The organism is Paraburkholderia elongata (genome assembly GCF_013177735.1).
GTDB classification, from domain to species: domain Bacteria; phylum Pseudomonadota; class Gammaproteobacteria; order Burkholderiales; family Burkholderiaceae; genus Paraburkholderia; species Paraburkholderia elongata.
In genome coordinates, this window is record NZ_WOEZ01000195.1 from 79,944 (window position 1) to 96,800 (window position 16,857).

Here is a 16,857-nt window from a genome sequence, read left to right on the forward strand (position 1 = left end):
TCGGCTTCGACGGTAACGGAATTTTGGTAAAAAAGAATTTAACTTTCAGCTTCGGTATCGGGCGGTCTGACGCCCTGCTGTACGAAGCTGCCGGTTGCGAAAATACGGCGTGCGCCCGAGGCGTCTTGTAGAAAGTACAAGACATGGCGACGTCAAAATGAGGCGAGACACCCCCAGCGAGAAAAGACGCGCCGACTGCGCGAACTTCCCGCTGCGGCATGACCGCAGCCTTCGACCCTCCGGTCACGCGCCCAGTTGGCGCACCGGCGCGAGTGGACGCAAGGCTTATGAAGGTCTGCTGGCAGAACCCGCGGCGTGTCGGGTCGTTATTTGAAGCCGTGTTCGCATGTGCCCTGCGGCACCGTGCCCATTTTTCAATGGGGCCGGGCCCTCTCAGGCAATTCTCCCGCCATTTTTCCCGCTCCAGCGTGCTTGTGAAAACACAATAAGGCGCGGCATGCCGCTGCCCGTTTGGCTCTCGCGACTGACAACCGCGCCGCCAGGGGCCACGCTAAGCCGCTCTGGAGCCGTTCAATGAAACGAATGTTGTTCAACGCGACGCAGCAGGAAGAACTGCGCGTCGCCATCGTCGATGGGCAAAAACTCATCGATATCGACATCGAAACCGCCGGGCGCGAACAGCGCAAAGGCAATATTTACAAGGGCATCATCACCCGCATCGAGCCTTCGCTCGAAGCCTGCTTCGTCAACTACGGCGAAGACCGCCACGGCTTTTTGCCGTTCAAGGAAGTCGCCCGCCAGTATTTCCGCGACGGCGTCGACATGCGCTCCGCGCGCATCCAGGACGCCCTGAAAGAAGGTCAGGAACTGATCGTTCAGGTCGAAAAGGAAGAGCGCGGCAACAAGGGCGCAGCCCTCACCACCTTCATCTCGCTCGCCGGCCGGTATCTGGTATTGATGCCGAACAACCCGCGCGGCGGCGGTGTGTCGCGCCGGATCGAAGGCGACGACCGTCAGGAACTGCGCGAAACCATGGCCCAGCTGCAATTGCCGGAAGGCATGAGCATCATCGCGCGCACGGCCGGTATTGGCCGCAGCGCCGAAGAGCTGCAGTGGGACCTGAACTACCTGATGCAACTGTGGCGCGCCATCGAGGCTGCGTCGCAAAGCGGTTCGAGCGGCCAGCCGATGCTGATTTATCTCGAATCGAGCCTGGTGATCCGCGCGATTCGTGACTATTTCCAGCCGGATATCGGCGAAATCCTGATCGACACCACCGAAATCCATGACCAGGCCCGCGCCTTCATGGATATTGTGATGCCGGACAATGTCAGCAAGGTGAAGCGGTATCACGACGACGTGCCGCTGTTCTCGCGCTTCCAGATTGAACACCAGATCGAAACCGCGTACTCGCGCACCGTGCCGCTGCCCTCCGGCGGCGCCATCGTGATCGACCACACGGAAGCACTGGTCGCGATCGACGTGAACTCGGCGCGCGCCACCAAGGGCGCCGACATCGAGGAAACGGCTGCACGCACCAACCTCGAAGCCGCCGACGAAGTGGCCCGCCAGTTGCGCCTGCGCGACCTGGGCGGCCTGATCGTGATCGACTTCATCGACATGGAGTCGGCCAAGAGCCAGCGTGAAGTCGAACAACGCCTGAAAGACGCCTTGAAGCACGACCGTGCGCGCGTCCAGATGGGCAAGATCTCGCGCTTCGGCCTGATGGAACTGTCGCGTCAGCGTCTGCGCCCGGCTTTGTCGGAAGGCAGCCATGTGACCTGCCCGCGCTGTAACGGCACGGGCCACATCCGCGATACCGAATCGTCCGCGCTGCAAGTGCTGCGGATCATTCAGGAAGAAGCGATGAAGGAAAACACCGCGGCGATCCATTGCCAGGTGCCGGTCGAAGTGACCGCCTTCCTGTTGAACGAAAAGCGCGCGGAAATCAACAAGATCGAATCGCGTTTCAAGGTCAATGTCGTCCTGATCCCGAACAAGCACCTCGACACGCCGCACTACAAGCTCGAGCGCCTGCGTCACGACGACGCGCGCCTCGACGAGCCGCGCGCCTCGTGGAAGATGGCCGAAGAAGCAGCCCACGAACTGGAATCGGAAACCGGTTACAGCAAGCGCGCCGAGGAAGTGAAGCCGAAACAGGAAGCCGCGGTCAAGGGCATCACGCCTGAAAAGCCGGCGCCAAGCGCGCCGGTCCGTCCGGCGGCAACGCCGGCTCCGGTGGCCGTCACCCCGGCCGGTGGCGGCTTTATCGGCTGGCTGAAGAATCTGTTCGGCATGCAGCCGGCCGCGCCGGCGCCTGTCGCTCCGGCTACGACCGAAAAGCAGGCGCGCCCGCAACGCGGCGAACGCACGGAGCGCGGTGAGCGCATCGGCGAACGCGGCGGCGATCGCAACCGCAATCGCCGTGGCGGCGCAGGCGGCCGCGATGCAGCGGGCCGCGGCGAAGGCACGAGCGGCGGCCGCCAGGTTCAAGGTCAGCAGCCGTCGTCGCAGCGTCGCGAGGAACGCGAACCGCGTGAAGGACGTGAGGCGCGCGAAGGTCGTGAACCGCGCGAAGCACGTGAATCGCGCGAGCCGCGTGGTACCCGTGAGCCGCGTGAGGCCCGTGAAGGCCGCGAACCGCGCGAGGCTCGTGAGCCGCGTGAAGGTCGCGAGGGCCGTGACAATCGCGGTAGCGATCGTGCGGAAACCGTCGACGGCGCACCGCGCGCCGAACGTGGTGAGCGCCAAGAACGCGGCGAACGCCGTGAGCGTGGCGAGCGCCGCAAGCAGCAGCCGGAAGCGGCAGATGCACTGACGCAGCAAAACGACGCGCAATCCGCGGAAGAACTGGCGCAAAACCAGACCGCTTTGGGCGAAAACGGTGCACCGGTCGATCAGGAAGCGGTGGCGCGTGAAGGTGAAGAGCGCCGTCGTCGCCGTCGCGGCCGTCGTGGTGGCCGTCGTGAGCGTGAAGAAGACGTGAACGGCAACCTGGCTGCGGACGTCGCGGAAGCTGAAGGCGACAATGTCAATGTGACCGACGAAGCACCAGTGCGCACCGCGCATCAACCGGTCGAGCACAAGGCTGACGTCAACGAAGCAAACGCCGTTAAGCCGGTGGAAGTGGTTGTCGCTGCTGTCGCGACGGAAACCGCTGTCGTCAGCGAACTGCATGTTGCAACCGCGACGCCAGCTCTGGCCGTCGAGCAGACTGCGAAGACGGAAACGGCTGTGCTGGTCGCAGAAGCGCCGGTGGCGCCGGTGGCGGTCGAGCAAGCAGTGGAAGCGCCGGTGGTGCAAGCCGCTGCCGCGCCGGTCGAAGCCGCGCAAGCTGTGCCGGCCGCCAGTGAGACGGTTTCGCACGTCGAACCGGTCGCTCGCGTTGAGGCTCCGTTTGAAGCTCGGGTTGAAGCCCCTGCCGAAGCGCGAGTCGAAACGCCGGCAGTTGCTCCGGTCGTGGAAGCGCAAGCCGCACCGGCTCCGGTAGAAACTGCGGCCCAGGCGGCAGTGATCGAAGCACCGGCCGCCCAGCCGGCGCCGCAAGCCGCGATCATCGAACCGCAACCGGTCGCTCCGGCAGTTGAAGCGGTCGTTGAACCGGCAGCAGTCGAGCCGGCGCCCGTTGCAGTTGCTCCGCAAGCACCGCGTAGCGCCGGTGTGTCGGCGGAAGCCCTGAAGCCGGTGCTGGAACAAGCCGGTCTCGTCTGGGTGAACACCGACGCCGACAAGCTGCGAGTCGCGCAGGAAGCGGCTGCGCAAGCGGCCAAGCCGGTTCGCGTGGGTCGCGAGCGAAAGGCGTTGCCGCCGGTCGAAACCGCGCCGATGCAAATGGTGGAAACCGGTAAGCACCCGCAGTAAGCGAACCCCTGCCATGCAAAAAGCCCGCCCTCACCGGCGGGCTTTTTGTTTTTATGGGCGTCGCGCGCCCGCCCAATTGCGTGCCATATGCCACTCCCCGTATACCCGGACAGCGTCCAGGGGTCGGCAGCCGCCGGTTGCATTTCCGCTAGAATGAAGATCTAGGTTCCAATCGCAGCACCGGTCACAGCACCTAAGCAGCACCTAAGCAGCCCGAAACGAAGCATCAAGCGAAGCAATTCATGTCCCGACGCATCATCCCTGTTGCCGATCTCAGCGCGGTGCCGGTCATTTCCGGCCCCGTGCAGGCGCCCAGCGGCGCGCTGCACGACACGCTGGCGCGCCCGCTGCGCGATCTGCGCATCTCGGTGACGGATCGCTGCAACTTCCGCTGCGTCTACTGCATGCCGCGCGCGGTGTTCGACAAGGATTACGCGTTCTTGCCGCATAGCGCGCTGCTCAGCTTCGAAGAAATCGAACGGCTGGCGCGGCTCTTCGTCGCACACGGCGTCGAGAAAATCCGTCTTACGGGTGGCGAGCCGCTCCTGCGCAAAAATCTGGAATTCCTGATCGAACGGCTCGCGCAACTCACCACGCCGGAAGGCCGCCCGCTCGATCTGACGCTGACCACCAATGGCTCGCTACTGAAGCGCAAGGCGCGCAGCCTGAAAGACGCCGGCCTGACCCGCGTGACAGTGAGTCTCGACGCGCTCGACGACACCTTGTTCCGCCGCATGAACGACGCCGACTTTGCGGTCGCCGACGTGCTGGACGGAATCGCCGCGGCCCACGCGGTGGGGCTCGCACCGGTGAAGGTCAATATGGTCGTCAAGCGCGGCACCAACGACAGCGAAATCGTGCCGATGGCGCGTCACTTCAAAGGCACGGGCGCGGTGCTGCGCTTTATCGAGTACATGGACGTGGGCACGTCGAACGGCTGGAACATGACCGAAGTGCTGCCTTCCGCTGATGTCGTGACGCGCATTGCCGAGCATTTCCCGCTCGTGCCGCTCGAAGCGCACAGCGCAGCCGAAACCGCCCAGCGCTGGGGTTACGTGGACGGCGGCGGCGAGATCGGCGTGATTTCGAGCGTGACACGCGCGTTTTGCGGCAGTTGTACGCGCGCGCGCCTATCGACAGAGGGCAAGCTGTACCTGTGCCTGTTCGCGTCGTCGGGTCACGATCTGCGCGCGTTGCTGCGCAGCGGTGCGAGCGATGCCGATATCACCACCGCCGTCGCCGAAATCTGGCAAGGCCGCAGCGACCGTTATTCGCAACTGCGTGGCAGCAGCGCGGCCGCGCCGCGCGAGCAGGACGGCCGCCGCGTGGAAATGTCGTACATCGGCGGCTAAACGGCCAAGCCCATGACCCCGACACGCGAACACATCACCGGTCTGGTCCTCGCAGGCGGACGCGGCATGCGTATGGGCGGCGTCGACAAGGGGCTGCAAACGCTGCACGGCGAGCCGCTTGCCGCCCATGTGCTCAAGCGGCTCGCGCCGCAAACCGGCGCCCTGCTGATCAGCGCCAATCGTCACCCTGACGTCTACAGCGCCCTCGGCGCGCCGTTCGGCGCGAGGGTGCTTGCCGATACCCTACCCGGCTTTCCCGGACCGCTGGCGGGCCTGCTCGCCGGGCTGCGCGCGGCCGGCACCGCCTATATGCTGAGCGCGCCCTGCGATACCCCCGGACTGCCCGCCGAACTTGCAGGCCGCCTCGCGCAGGCACTCGACTCGAATCAAGCCGATATCGCGACCGTCACGACCACCGACGCCGACGGCCACGTCTCGCTCCATCCCGTGTTCGCGTTGCTGCGAACGGGTCTCACAGACGACCTGGCGGCCTTTCTGGAAGCCGGTGAGCGCAAGGTCCGCGCGTGGTACGCGCGCCACAAGACGGTCGAAGTCGCCTTTACCGACGAGCGCGCGTTTTACAATATCAATTCGTTACAAGAACTCGCCGACCTCGAGCGTTGCTGAGGCCCCGGTTGAAATCCCGCTCCGGCCGCACGGCAACAGCCGCGACCGCCTCCGGTCGCGACGCCCAGCCCTTCATGACCACGCTTAACGAATTTTCCCGCTGCGTCGCGCAGTACGATCCTCACGCGCTACCTGTTTCGGCCGCCCAGGCGATCGTCCGTCAATGGGCAACGCCCGTCACGGCGGTCGAACGCGTGCCCTTGCGCGATGCCCTCGACCGCGTGCTGGCGGCCGACATCGTCTCGCCGATCGACGTCCCTTCGCACGACAACTCGGCCATGGACGGCTACGCGTTTAATCGTACGGCATTGGCGACGATTGAATCTACAGTCGACTTGACGATCGTCGGCAAAGCGCTGGCCGGCCATCCGTTCGCGGGCCAGGTCGGCACGACGCAATGCGTACGCGTCATGACGGGCGCCTGCATGCCGGCTGACTGCGACACCGTCGTGCCGCAGGAGCTTGTCGAGCGCAGCGCCGATTCCACCTCGATCCGGTTTGCGGCCAATGCCCTACGGGCCGGCGCCAACCGGCGCCTCACCGGCGAAGACCTCGTACGCGGCCATGCCGCGCTACGCGCCGGCCGCATCATGCGCGCGTCGGATCTCGGTTTGCTGGCTTCGCTCGGCATTGGCGAAGTCAGCGTGCGGCGGCGCTTGCGCGTCGCATTTTTCTCCACTGGTGACGAATTGCGCTCGCTCGGCGAGCCGCTCGAGCCGGGTTCGGTGTACGACAGCAATCGCTACACGCTGTTTGCGATGCTCCGGCGCCTGAACATGGATACGCTCGATCTCGGCGTGGTGCGCGACGAGCCCGCCGCGCTCGAAGCCGCGTTGCGCAGCGCCGCGGCCAGTGCCGACGTGGTGTTGACCTCGGGCGGCGTCTCGGTCGGCGAGGCGGATTTCACCAAGCAATTGCTGCAGACGTTCGGCGACGTCGCGTTCTGGAGTCTCGCGATGCGTCCGGGCCGGCCGCTCGCTTTTGGCCGCGTCTGGTCCGGCAACCATCCGGGTCTCGGGCTGCCCGCGCTATTCTTTGGCTTGCCGGGCAATCCAGTAGCCGTGATGGTGACGTTCTACCAGATCGTGCGCGAAGCGCTGCTACTGATGTCCGGCGCAACGCCGCAGGCACTGCCGCTGTTGCGCGCCGCCAGCCGCCAGATCATCCGCAAGCGCGCCGGGCGCACCGAGTACCAGCGCGGCGTCGCCGGGCAGGACGCGCACGGTCAATGGCATGTCACGCCAACCGGCTCGCAAAGCTCCGGCGTGCTCAGTTCGATGAGCGAAGCAAATTGTTTCATCGTTCTCGGGCACGATGAAGCCGATATTGCCGAGGGCGAGCACGTCGATATCATGCTGTTCGACGGCCTCATCTGACGCCCTGACTTGACGCAGCCGAGTTGACGCAATTTTTCGCCGCACATTTGCAGCTTTACCCATTACCACCACGACACACGGGTTTGACTTACATGAAAAAACAGATCTCGTTCATTGCACCGGGACAGACGGCCAAAGCGCTCATCCTCGTGTATCTGACATTCTCGGTGCCGATCGTGTTGCTCGGCGTGCTGGTAGCGTTCATCCGCTACGGCTCGGTCGAATTGAGCACAGTGTTCAGCGCGCTGCTGCTGAACGCGATTCTCGGCTTCATTCTGCTGTGGATTGCATGCCACGCGTACAACTGGGTGGCGTCACGCTTTGGCGGCATCGAAATCCAGCTGACCGACGCGCCGGAAGAAGCGTAGTGACCGCGACGATCCGCGCTGCGACGGCTGCGGATACCGGCGCAATCTTCGCGCTGACGTACGAGCTGGCTGAATTCGAAAGCCTCACGCACGTATTTGTCGCGACCGAAGACGGTTTGCGCGACGCCCTGTTCGGCGCGCGGCCCTCGATCGAAGCGCTGGTGGCGGAAAACGAAGGACGCATCGTCGGCTATGCGCTGTTCTTCCACAATTACTCGAGCTTCGCCGGCAAGCGCGGGCTGTATCTCGAAGATGTCTACGTCCAACCGAGTCAGCGCGGCAGCGGTCTGGGCGCCGCGATGCTCGCCCGGCTGGCGGCGCTGGCAGTCGAGCGGCAGTGCGGACGCTTTGAATGGACCGTGCTCGACTGGAACAAGCAGGCCATTAGCTTCTACGAGAAGATGGGCGCGACGGTGATGCCGGATTGGCGTGTCGTGCGCCTGACGGGCGACGCGTTGGAACGACTGGCCGCAGGCGCCGCTTCCTGAGTACTGCGTCCACCAACCCTTCCCCCTGAAACCGATCAGCAGCGCCGCGAAAAATCAGTCCGGATAAACTCGTCCGGCTCTACTGCTCGTCGGGATCCACACCCGACAACTCATCGCCAAGCAACCCGCTCGCCTCTTCGCCCGGCAATGCCTCGACGTCACGCAGCTTGCGATTCATGACGCGGGTGCGCGTTTCCGCGGCTTCGATCGAACGCGTGACGGTTTCAAGCTGCGCCTTGGTCTTTGCCAGCACGTCGCCGAATTTGCCAAACTCCGTTTTCACCGCGCCGAGCACTTGCCACACCTCGCTCGACCGCTTCTCGATCGCCAGCGTGCGGAAACCCATCTGCAAACTATTGAGCAAGGCGGTGAGGGTGGTCGGGCCGGCAATCGTCACGCGGTAGTCGCGTTGCAATTGGTCCGTCAGGCCCGGCCGACGCAGGACTTCCGCATATAGGCCTTCGGTTGGCAGGAACAACAACGAGAAATCAGTGGTGTGCGGCGGCGACACATACTTTTCCGCGATCGTGCGCGCCTCGGCGCGTATCCGCGCTTCGAGCGCGCGCGACGCCTCCTCCACCGCAACGGGATCGGCACGTTCCTGTGCCTCGATCAGCCGTTCGTAATCTTCGCGCGGGAACTTGGCGTCGATGGGCAACCAGACCGGCGTGGCAGGACCACCCGCCTCCGCACGGCCCGGCAGTTTGATCGCGAATTCAACGCGATCGGCGCTCTTCGGCACCGTCGCGACGTTCTTCGCGTATTGATCCGCTGTGAGCAGTTGTTCGAGCAATGCCTCGAGCTGCACTTCACCCCATGTGCCGCGCGTCCTGACGTTGGTGAGCACCTTTTTCAGATCGCCGACGCCCGCAGCCAGCGTCTGCATTTCACCGAGACCGCGATGCACCTGCTCCAGCCGGTCCGACACCAGCTTGAACGACTCGCCCAAACGCTGTTCGAGCGTGGCGTGCAGTTTTTCGTCGACGGTGCGGCGCATTTCTTCGAGCTTGGTCGAGTTGTTCGCCTCGATGTCTTTCAACCGCTGCTCGATGGTGGCACGCACCTCGGCGAAGCGGCGATCGTTCGCCTCGGTGAGTTGACCCAGTTGCAAGGTCAGCGTTTCGCCGAACTGCTTGAGCGTGCGCCCTTGCTCATCGCGTGCCTGTTGCGCCTGCTGCTGCAGGCTGTGACGCACCGCGTCGAGCTGCTGCGCGAAGCCGTCGATCTTGCCACCCTGCACCGTCGTCATACTGCTGAATTGCGATGCCAGCGTTTGCTGAAAGTGCGCGAACCCACTGCTCTGCTCGGTACGCGAAACGCGCGCCGTTTCCGTGATGTCATTGCGCAGTTGCCGCTCGAGCCGCTCATAGGCATGCGACTGCGCATCTGCCGCTGCGTCGATGCGCTCGCTGAGAATCTCGAACTGCTCGTTTTCGTCAGCGCGGCTATGGCCGCGCGTCAGCAATGCCAATGCGATGACCAATGCGACCGCCAGCACTGCAACGGCCGCCATCAGAATCATTGTCATGAACGCGCCTTGCCGATGACCTCGGGGTTGATCGGATTCGGCGGACGGCCGGCGCGCGGACCTTCACCCAGTGCTGCGATCAGATTGTCCGCAGCGAGGTTCGCCATGGCGCGGCGCGTTGCTTCGGTCGCGCTGGCAATGTGCGGCGTCAGTACGACATTCGGCACGGTCAGCAGATCCGGATTCAGATTCGGCTCGCCTTCGTAGACATCCAGACCCGCTGCGGCGATCTGATTCGTGCGCAGCGCCTCGACCAGCGCCGCATCGTCGACGATACCCCCGCGTGCGATGTTGGTAAGCGTCGCAGTCGGCTTCATCTGCGCGAGCTCGGCCGCGCCGATCGTGTGATGGTTTTCCTTCGTGTAAGGCAAGACGAGCACCACGTGATCGGCGCGCTGCAGCAGGTCCTGCTTGGACGCGTATTCCGCGTTCAACTCCGCCTCGATCTCCGGCGCGACGCGCGAACGGTTGTGATAGATCACCTGCATGTTGAAGCCCTTCGCGCGACGCGCCAGCGCCTGTCCGATCCGGCCCATGCCGATCACGCCGAGCGTCGAGCCGTAGATGTCGCTGCCGAGAAAGCCGTCATAGGTCCACTTCTGCCATTTGCCCGCGCGCAGCCAGTGTTCCGATTCGGCGATGCGGCGCGCCGCGGCCATCATCAGTGCCCAGCCGAAGTCGGCGGTAGATTCGTTCAGCACGTCCGGCGTATTGGTGCCGAGTACGTTCGCCGCGTTGAACGCGGCCATGTCGAAGTTGTTGTAGCCCACCGCCATGTTCGACACCACGCGCAGACGCGGCGCCGCTGCGAGCGCCGCCGCACCGACCGGATCACCCGCGGTCAACGCGCCGTCTTTATCCACGAGACGGCGTGTCAATTCCTCCGCGGACAACACGTCGCCCTGGTGCCAGTCGACGTCGAAATACTGTTTGAGCCGTTCGATCACATCGGGAAAGATCGGACGGGCGACGAGGATCTTCTGCATTGCAATTCTCCGAATAGCGCGTCGAGTTCAATTGCCTCGGCATCAAAATAAGCGTGAAACCCAGCCGTCAAAAAAACAGCCCGCCGGTGACGAGAAACAGCGGGATGAGCACCACAACCGACCAGCCGAGATACGCGAAAAAGCTCGGCATGCGAACGCCGCGCGATTCCGCGATCGCTTTCACCATGAAATTCGGCGCATTGCCGATATACGTGTTGGCGCCCATGAACACCGCGCCGGCCGAGATCGCCGCGAGCGTGGTGGCGCCGGTGGTCATCAGCGTCTGCGCGTCGCCGCCGGCCAGGTTGAAGAACACCAGGTAGGTCGGTGCATTGTCGAGAAACGACGATAGCAGGCCGGTCGCCCAGAAGTACATCATGTCGTGCGGCTGGCCGGACGGATTAACCAGATGGACGATGCCGGCAAACGCGCCCGCCTCGCCGGCACGCAGGATCGTGATGACCGGTGCGATCGTCACGAAGATACCGGCAAACAGTTTGGCGACCTCTTCGATCGGCGCCCAGTTGAAGTCATTGCCCGCGCGTGCCGCGCGCGGCGTCAGCGCCAGCGAGAGAAAGGTGACACCGATCAGCGCGACATCGCGCACGGCATTTTGCAACGCGACGTGCGTACCAAAGACGTCGAACACGACGTCCGACTTCCAGAGTCCGCTCATCAAAACCAGCGCGATCACGGCGGCGAGAAGTACGAAGTTGATCTTGCCGTCGATGCCCAGCGGCGGCGAATCGGGCGTCGGATCGAGAAAGCGCGAGCGCTCTTCTTCACGCCGATGAAAATAGTACGAGTCCAATGCATAGAACGCGGCCAACAGCACGACGCAAACGAACAGCATCGGCAACGCCAGATGCGTGGTGGTCCAGAAAAAACTGACACCTTGCAGGAAGCCGAGAAAGAGCGGCGGGTCGCCGAGCGGCGACAACGAACCGCCCGCGTTTGCTACCAGAAAGATGAAGAACACCACGACATGAACGACATGCTTGCGGTTGTCGTTGGCGCGCAGCAATGGGCGGATCAGCAGCATCGCCGCGCCAGTCGTACCCATGATGCTGGCCAACAAGGTACCCAGCGCGAGAATTGCGGTATTCAGCCGCGGCGTGCCATGCAGATTGCCGCGCACACAGATGCCGCCTGCGACCGTATAGAGCGCCGTCAACAACACGATGAACGGGATATATTCTTCGAGCACCGCATGGACCAGCGTACCGAATGCAATGCCCGTACCGAAGGTAAGCGCAAACGGCACCAGGAACAGTAGCGCCCACACTGCCGCGATCTTGCCGAAATGGTGATGCCAGAATGCCGGCACGACCAGCGGGAACACCGCGATCGACAACAACACGCCCGCAAACGGCAGACCCCACAGCGCCGACAAAGTCGCGCGGTCGAGCGTAGCCGCCGAGGCCAGTCGAGGCCAAACCGCCAGCGTCAGTGCAGCGGCGAGCACCATGCTCGACCCTACGGCATGTCGTTTCATATTTTTGAAGTCCTTGTTACCGCGGGCGACAGTGCACGCCGCGAAGAGACACCGACGCTCGTCGCGCTCAGGCGCCACGCACGACGATCACATGCACCCGATAAGGTCCATGTGCGCCAAGCACGATAGTCTGTTCGATGTCACCGGTGCGCGACGGCCCGGAGACGAAATTGACCGCACGCGGAAGTTCACCGCGTTCGCTGCGGATCAGCCCGAACGCCTCCTCATGCCCTGAGACGATGCGCGACGCCGGCACGATCGCTATATGCGTTTCCGGCAGCAAGCCTGCCGATGCGTAGGTTTCCGGCCCGGACAATAGAACGAGGGTGCCCGTCTCCGCGGTCGCACAGAAGCAGCCGGTGAGCCCGACCACGTCGCCGTCTTCAGGTTTGCGGAATTCGACGTTGAGGCCAGCTTCGGCCCATGGCAGGTCTTGCAGGGTTTGCCATGCGATTGCCTGCAGCGGCAAAGCGTGTTCAGTGAGGTAGCGATGCGCGGCGGACGGCACCTCGCTCAGCGTTTCGACCGTATCGACAGTAGTCGCCATTTTCTGCGCTTCTTCGATGAAGCGCGTGGTCAGATCGGCCGGCATCTCCGGACGCGGGCCTTGGGGATGGCGCGCCAGATAATCCGCAGCCGCCTCGCGCTCCGAAGCGGACGGCTCAGGCTCGCGCCCCTGCGCTGCGCGGATGCGCGCCAGGATGTTACGGCGGGCAATCGATGTATCCATATGCGAAATCCTCGTGTCGACAGCCGTGCGATATGGCGAGGATTATACCGGCCACCCTGCGCGCGAATACCCTGACCGAACGGCCTATGGCCGCATATCGGCTACGTATCGAGCACGCGGCAAGCGTGATCTCCGTGAGGTATCGGCACCTGAGTTGCACATAAGTCGCATGTGAGCCGCGCGGGTGCCGCATTACTTCGCAGCGTCTTCCTCGGGCTGCGCAATGCCGAACACCTGACGCAGATACGCGAGATAGGCTTTGTCTTCGCACATGTTCTTGCCCGGCGAATCCGACAGCTTCGCCACCGGCTGGCCGTTGCAGCGAACCATCTTGATGACGATCTGCAACGGGTTGTAGCCCAGATCGTTTGTCAGATTGGTTCCTACGCCGAATGCCAGCTTGCAGCGGCCGCGGAAACGCTCGTACAGTTGCAGCACCTTCGGAATGTCGAGCGCGTCGGAGAACACGAGGATCTTGGTGCGCGGGTCGCAGCGGTTGGCCTCGTAGTGCTTGAGCAGGCGCTCGCCCCAGTCGAACGGATCGCCGGAATCGTGGCGCGCGCCGTCGAACAGCTTGCAGAAGTACATGTCGAAGTCGCGCAGGAACGCCTCCATGCCGTACACGTCCGACAGGGCAATACCCAGGTCGCCGCGATACTCCTTCGCCCACATCTCGAAGCCGAAGATCTGCGAATCGCGCAGCCGCGGACCGAGCGCCTGGCACGCCTGCAGGTATTCATGCGCCATCGTGCCGAGCGGCGTGAGGCTGTGCTTCATCGCGTAGAAGACGTTGCTGGTGCCGGCGAATTGTTCGCCGAGGCCGTCTTTCAGCGTGAGGATCACTTCTTCGTGCCATTGCTTCGAGAAGCGGCGGCGCGTGCCGTAGTCGGCGATCTTGCAGTCGGCGAATTCCGGGCGCGCGCCCAGCAGCTTGATCTTTTCGACGAGGCGGCCCCGCCCCTCGCTGTAATCGGGTTTCTGCTGGGTGTTGCGGAAATAGACCTCGTTGACGATCGCGAGCATCGGGATTTCGAACAGGATCGTGTGTAGCCACGGCCCCTTGATCTCGATATCGATTTCGCCATTGCCCTTCGGCGACGGTTCGATCGAAATGTATTTCTCGTTCAGATGGAACAGCGCGAGAAACTCGATGAAGTCGCCCTTGATGAAGCGCATGCGCCGCAGGTAATCGAGCTCGTCGTCGGTGAAGCGCAGATCGCAGAGCTTGCGCACTTCATCGCGAATCTCGCCGATATACGGCACGAGATCGACATTCGGCGTGCGGCAGCGAAACCGGTACTCGACATTCGCCGCGGGAAAGTGATGCAACACCACTTGCATCATCGTGAACTTGTACAGATCGGTGTCGAGCAGCGAAGTAATAATCATGATGGTGCGAACTGGACTGCAGGAAAAACGGAAGGCTTGGCTCGACCAAACGCGTCAACCCATGCGCGTGCGGTGCGCCCCGTGCGCGCCGACTTGACGCATGTTACCCGAATGCGCCCGGATTCAGCGTGCCGGCGGGCGGCTCTCGCCGGACGCCATAAACTAATCACGAAAACGTATAAAAGCCATTGCCCGATGCTGCATGCGGCTCTTGACGTTACGTTACAATATCCCTTTTGGCGTTTCGCCTTCCCTGATTCCGCATGCAGGAGCTGCCTGAATGACTCACGTTGTGACCGAAAGCTGCATCAAGTGCCGCTATACCGACTGCGTCGATGTGTGCCCGGTGGACTGCTTTCGCGAAGGTCCCAACTTCCTCGCGATCGACCCCGATGAATGCATCGACTGCGCTGTGTGCGTGGCCGAGTGCCCGGTGAATGCCATTTATGCCGAAGAAGACGTGCCGGGCGACCAGCAGAACTTCATCGAGCTGAATGCCGATCTGGCGAAGAACTGGCCGAGCATCACCAAGACCAAGGCGCCGCTGCCGGAAGCCGACGAATTCAAGGACGTGAAGGAAAAGCTGGCCCTGCTCGCACGCTGAGCGGCGCGGCCTGTCACCCGCCTTGCCAAATTCGACGCAAATCGAGATGAACGCAAGGTATTGACAGGTGCTTAAGCTGCCCCTACAATTTCGTTTCTCTGCTGTTGTTGTTCTGTTCCTCGATAGCTCAGTCGGTAGAGCGCCGGACTGTTAATCCGTAGGTCCCTGGTTCGAGCCCAGGTCGAGGAGCCAAGAATTGCAAAAGCCCGTTAACCACTACGGGCTTTTTTATGTAGATCAAGTTGTACTGCTGTTCCTCGATAGCTCAGTCGGTAGAGCGCCGGACTGTTAATCCGTAGGTCCCTGGTTCGAGCCCAGGTCGAGGAGCCAAAAAAATTTAGAAGGCCCGCATTCGTGCGGGCCTTTTTGTTTTTGGTCTGGCGTTTCCGCCTGACGTTTTGGCCGGGCCCGTTGCAACGCCGGATCAGGTGGCTGAGTCGGGGGACGACCGTTTGTTCCGGCCGGAAGGTAGCGCAAGACCGGGGCATTTGCACTGACCCTCTGACGGGCACACCGTTATACGATGGCGTCTTGTCGGCGCAACGCCCTCTCGCGCCCAACCCAAACGCTCATTCCCGGCCATCTCATGAAACCGATCTTGTTGCGCATCGCGCTTGCAGTCACCACCGCCCTGCTGCTGTCTCCGGCACACAGCGAAGAAGTCGGCAGCGTCAATACCAACTTCCGCGTCACGGGCTCCGACCGCGTGGTCGTTGAAGCCTATGACGATCCGTTGGTCCAGGGTGTGACCTGCTACGTGTCGCGGGCGCGCACCGGCGGCGTCAAGGGCACGCTCGGCATTGCCGAAGATCCGACCGAAGCGTCGATCGCCTGCCGTCAGGTCGGCACGATTCAATTCACGGGGCCTGTGAAAAAGCAGGCCGACGTGTTCTCCGTGAGCATGTCGCTGATCTTCAAATCGCTGCATGTCGTGCGGGTGGTCGATGCGAAGCGCAACACGCTGGTGTACATGACCTACAGCGACCGCATCGTCAGCGGCAGCGCGAAAAATAGCGTGAGCGCCGTGCCGATTCCGGCCGGCACGACGATCCCGGTCAAGTAATCGCCGCCCTACGGCAAAACTTGCTACGGAAAGGCATGCACACATGAGTAACGGCACCGGCAGCGGCCACGTCGCGCTACACTGACCGCTCCAGCCGGACCACCGGATTGCACCACCGCCGGACCACCGGATCGCCGGATTGCCGGGCCACCGGACCACCGGACTTTCACCATGACCGCCCATCGCTTCCAGGATTCCGCCCGCTACTGGCGCACGCCGCTTTTGCCCGGTGCGGATCTGCTCACGGCCGAATATCACGATCACGAGTTCACACCGCATTGGCACGATGCGTACACGATTCCGGTGATCGTCGCGGGCGCCGAGGGCTATCGGTATCGCGGCTCGGACTATGTCGCCGAAGCGGGCAGCGTGCCGATCATCAATCCCGGCGAGTTGCACACGGGCTCCAAGGCTGTCGAGGCAGGCTGGCGGTATCGCGTGATGTATGCACCCGTGGATTTCATTCACGATCTCGCCAATGAAGTCGCCGGCAAGCCGCAAGCCTTGCCGTGGTTCGCGCCGGGCGTGATCCGCGATCCCGATCTGGCGCAGCGGCTGGCGCGCGCGCACTGTCTGCTGGAGGCGGGCAACGATCCGCTCGCCGCCGAGGCCGCGATGCTCGACGCGTTGTCCGCCTTGCTGGTCCGCTACTCGCAAACGCAGCCGGAACCGTCGCGCCTCGCCGCCGACGACGCCCGCGTCGCGACAATGCAGGAGCGCCTGACCGGCGACCTCGCCGAACCTGTCACGCTGGCCGAAGTTGCGCGGGCGGCGGGACTGTCGCCCTTTCACGCCGCGCGCCTTTTCAACCAGGCTACCGGCCTGCCGCCGCACGCGTGGCGCAACCAGGTACGCCTGCAACGCTCGCTCGCACCGTTGCGTGCGGGTGTCTCCGTGACAGATGTCGCCGCAGCGAGTGGTTTCACGGACCAAAGTCATTTCACGCGCCATTTCCGGCGCATGTTCGGGGTACCGCCGGGACGCTGGCAAGGCGCCTGACGCAAGCTTCGCCCCTGCTCACCGCAAGAA

At 63.2% G+C, this 16,857-nt stretch carries 14 protein-coding genes and 2 tRNA genes; 11 read left to right on the plus strand and 5 right to left on the minus strand.

The features are described 5' to 3' along the window. Positions 1 to 534: 534 nt before the first annotated feature. The 6 genes from GNZ13_RS35055 (at position 535) to GNZ13_RS35080 (ending at position 8,033) form a co-directional block, all read left to right on the plus strand. Positions 535 to 3,822 carry an Rne/Rng family ribonuclease gene (locus GNZ13_RS35055; protein ID WP_172173078.1) on the plus strand — a complete coding sequence of 1,096 codons (3,288 nt, stop codon included), beginning with the start codon at positions 535 to 537 and terminating at the stop codon, positions 3,820 to 3,822. Positions 3,823 to 4,064: 242 nt separating this feature from the next. Continuing rightward, complete coding sequence (gene moaA, locus GNZ13_RS35060) at positions 4,065 to 5,174, plus strand: GTP 3',8-cyclase MoaA (protein WP_172173080.1); 1,110 nt, start codon at positions 4,065 to 4,067, stop codon at positions 5,172 to 5,174. A 12-nt stretch (positions 5,175 to 5,186) separates the two neighbouring features. Next, positions 5,187 to 5,801, plus strand: a complete 615-nt coding sequence (gene mobA, locus GNZ13_RS35065; protein ID WP_172173082.1) for a molybdenum cofactor guanylyltransferase MobA — start codon at positions 5,187 to 5,189, stop codon at positions 5,799 to 5,801. A gap of 74 nt (positions 5,802 to 5,875) precedes the next feature. Beyond that, the gene (gene moeA / locus GNZ13_RS35070) at positions 5,876 to 7,177 is read left to right on the plus strand and encodes a molybdopterin molybdotransferase MoeA (RefSeq protein WP_172173084.1); all 1,302 of its coding nucleotides are present in this window, start codon (positions 5,876 to 5,878) and stop codon (positions 7,175 to 7,177) included. A 92-nt stretch (positions 7,178 to 7,269) separates the two neighbouring features. Then, entirely contained in the window at positions 7,270 to 7,545 is a 276-nt protein-coding gene (locus tag GNZ13_RS35075) for a hypothetical protein (RefSeq protein ID WP_054036190.1), read from the plus strand. Then, a complete protein-coding gene (locus GNZ13_RS35080) occupies positions 7,545 to 8,033 on the plus strand; it encodes a GNAT family N-acetyltransferase (RefSeq protein WP_172173086.1) in 489 nt (162 codons plus the stop codon). Before GNZ13_RS35075 ends, GNZ13_RS35080 begins: the two co-directional genes overlap by 1 nt. Before the next feature lie 79 nt (positions 8,034 to 8,112). Here GNZ13_RS35080 and GNZ13_RS35085 read toward each other — a convergent pair whose 3' ends face one another. The 5 genes from GNZ13_RS35085 to pncB form a co-directional block, all read right to left on the minus strand. Next, positions 8,113 to 9,561 (minus strand): DNA recombination protein RmuC, encoded by a 1,449-nt coding sequence (locus GNZ13_RS35085; protein ID WP_172173088.1) that lies wholly within the window; start codon positions 9,559 to 9,561, stop codon positions 8,113 to 8,115. Further along, the gene (locus GNZ13_RS35090) at positions 9,558 to 10,547 is read right to left on the minus strand and encodes a 2-hydroxyacid dehydrogenase (RefSeq protein WP_172173090.1); all 990 of its coding nucleotides are present in this window, start codon (positions 10,545 to 10,547) and stop codon (positions 9,558 to 9,560) included. Before GNZ13_RS35090 ends, GNZ13_RS35085 begins: the two co-directional genes overlap by 4 nt. A gap of 67 nt (positions 10,548 to 10,614) precedes the next feature. Further along, entirely contained in the window at positions 10,615 to 12,042 is a 1,428-nt protein-coding gene (locus tag GNZ13_RS35095; protein WP_172173092.1) for a sodium:proton antiporter, read from the minus strand. A 67-nt stretch (positions 12,043 to 12,109) separates the two neighbouring features. Next, a complete protein-coding gene (locus GNZ13_RS35100; RefSeq protein WP_172173094.1) occupies positions 12,110 to 12,772 on the minus strand; it encodes a LutC/YkgG family protein in 663 nt (220 codons plus the stop codon). Positions 12,773 to 12,964: 192 nt separating this feature from the next. Further along, complete coding sequence (pncB, locus tag GNZ13_RS35105) at positions 12,965 to 14,161, minus strand: nicotinate phosphoribosyltransferase (protein WP_172173096.1); 1,197 nt, start codon at positions 14,159 to 14,161, stop codon at positions 12,965 to 12,967. 280 nt (positions 14,162 to 14,441) lie between these two features. On the opposite strand from pncB, the gene fdxA reads away from it, so the two are divergent. The 5 genes from fdxA (at position 14,442) to GNZ13_RS35130 (ending at position 16,827) form a co-directional block, all read left to right on the plus strand. Then, positions 14,442 to 14,765, plus strand: a complete 324-nt coding sequence (gene fdxA, locus GNZ13_RS35110) for a ferredoxin FdxA (protein WP_020069367.1) — start codon at positions 14,442 to 14,444, stop codon at positions 14,763 to 14,765. Between the two features lie 116 nt (positions 14,766 to 14,881). Next, a tRNA-Asn gene (locus tag GNZ13_RS35115) sits at positions 14,882 to 14,957 on the plus strand. Between the two features lie 62 nt (positions 14,958 to 15,019). Then, positions 15,020 to 15,095, plus strand: a tRNA-Asn gene (locus tag GNZ13_RS35120). 256 nt (positions 15,096 to 15,351) lie between these two features. After that, entirely contained in the window at positions 15,352 to 15,828 is a 477-nt protein-coding gene (locus tag GNZ13_RS35125) for a CreA family protein (RefSeq protein ID WP_172173098.1), read from the plus strand. 171 nt (positions 15,829 to 15,999) lie between these two features. Beyond that, positions 16,000 to 16,827, plus strand: a complete 828-nt coding sequence (locus GNZ13_RS35130; protein WP_172173100.1) for a helix-turn-helix transcriptional regulator — start codon at positions 16,000 to 16,002, stop codon at positions 16,825 to 16,827. Positions 16,828 to 16,857 lie beyond the last annotated feature (30 nt).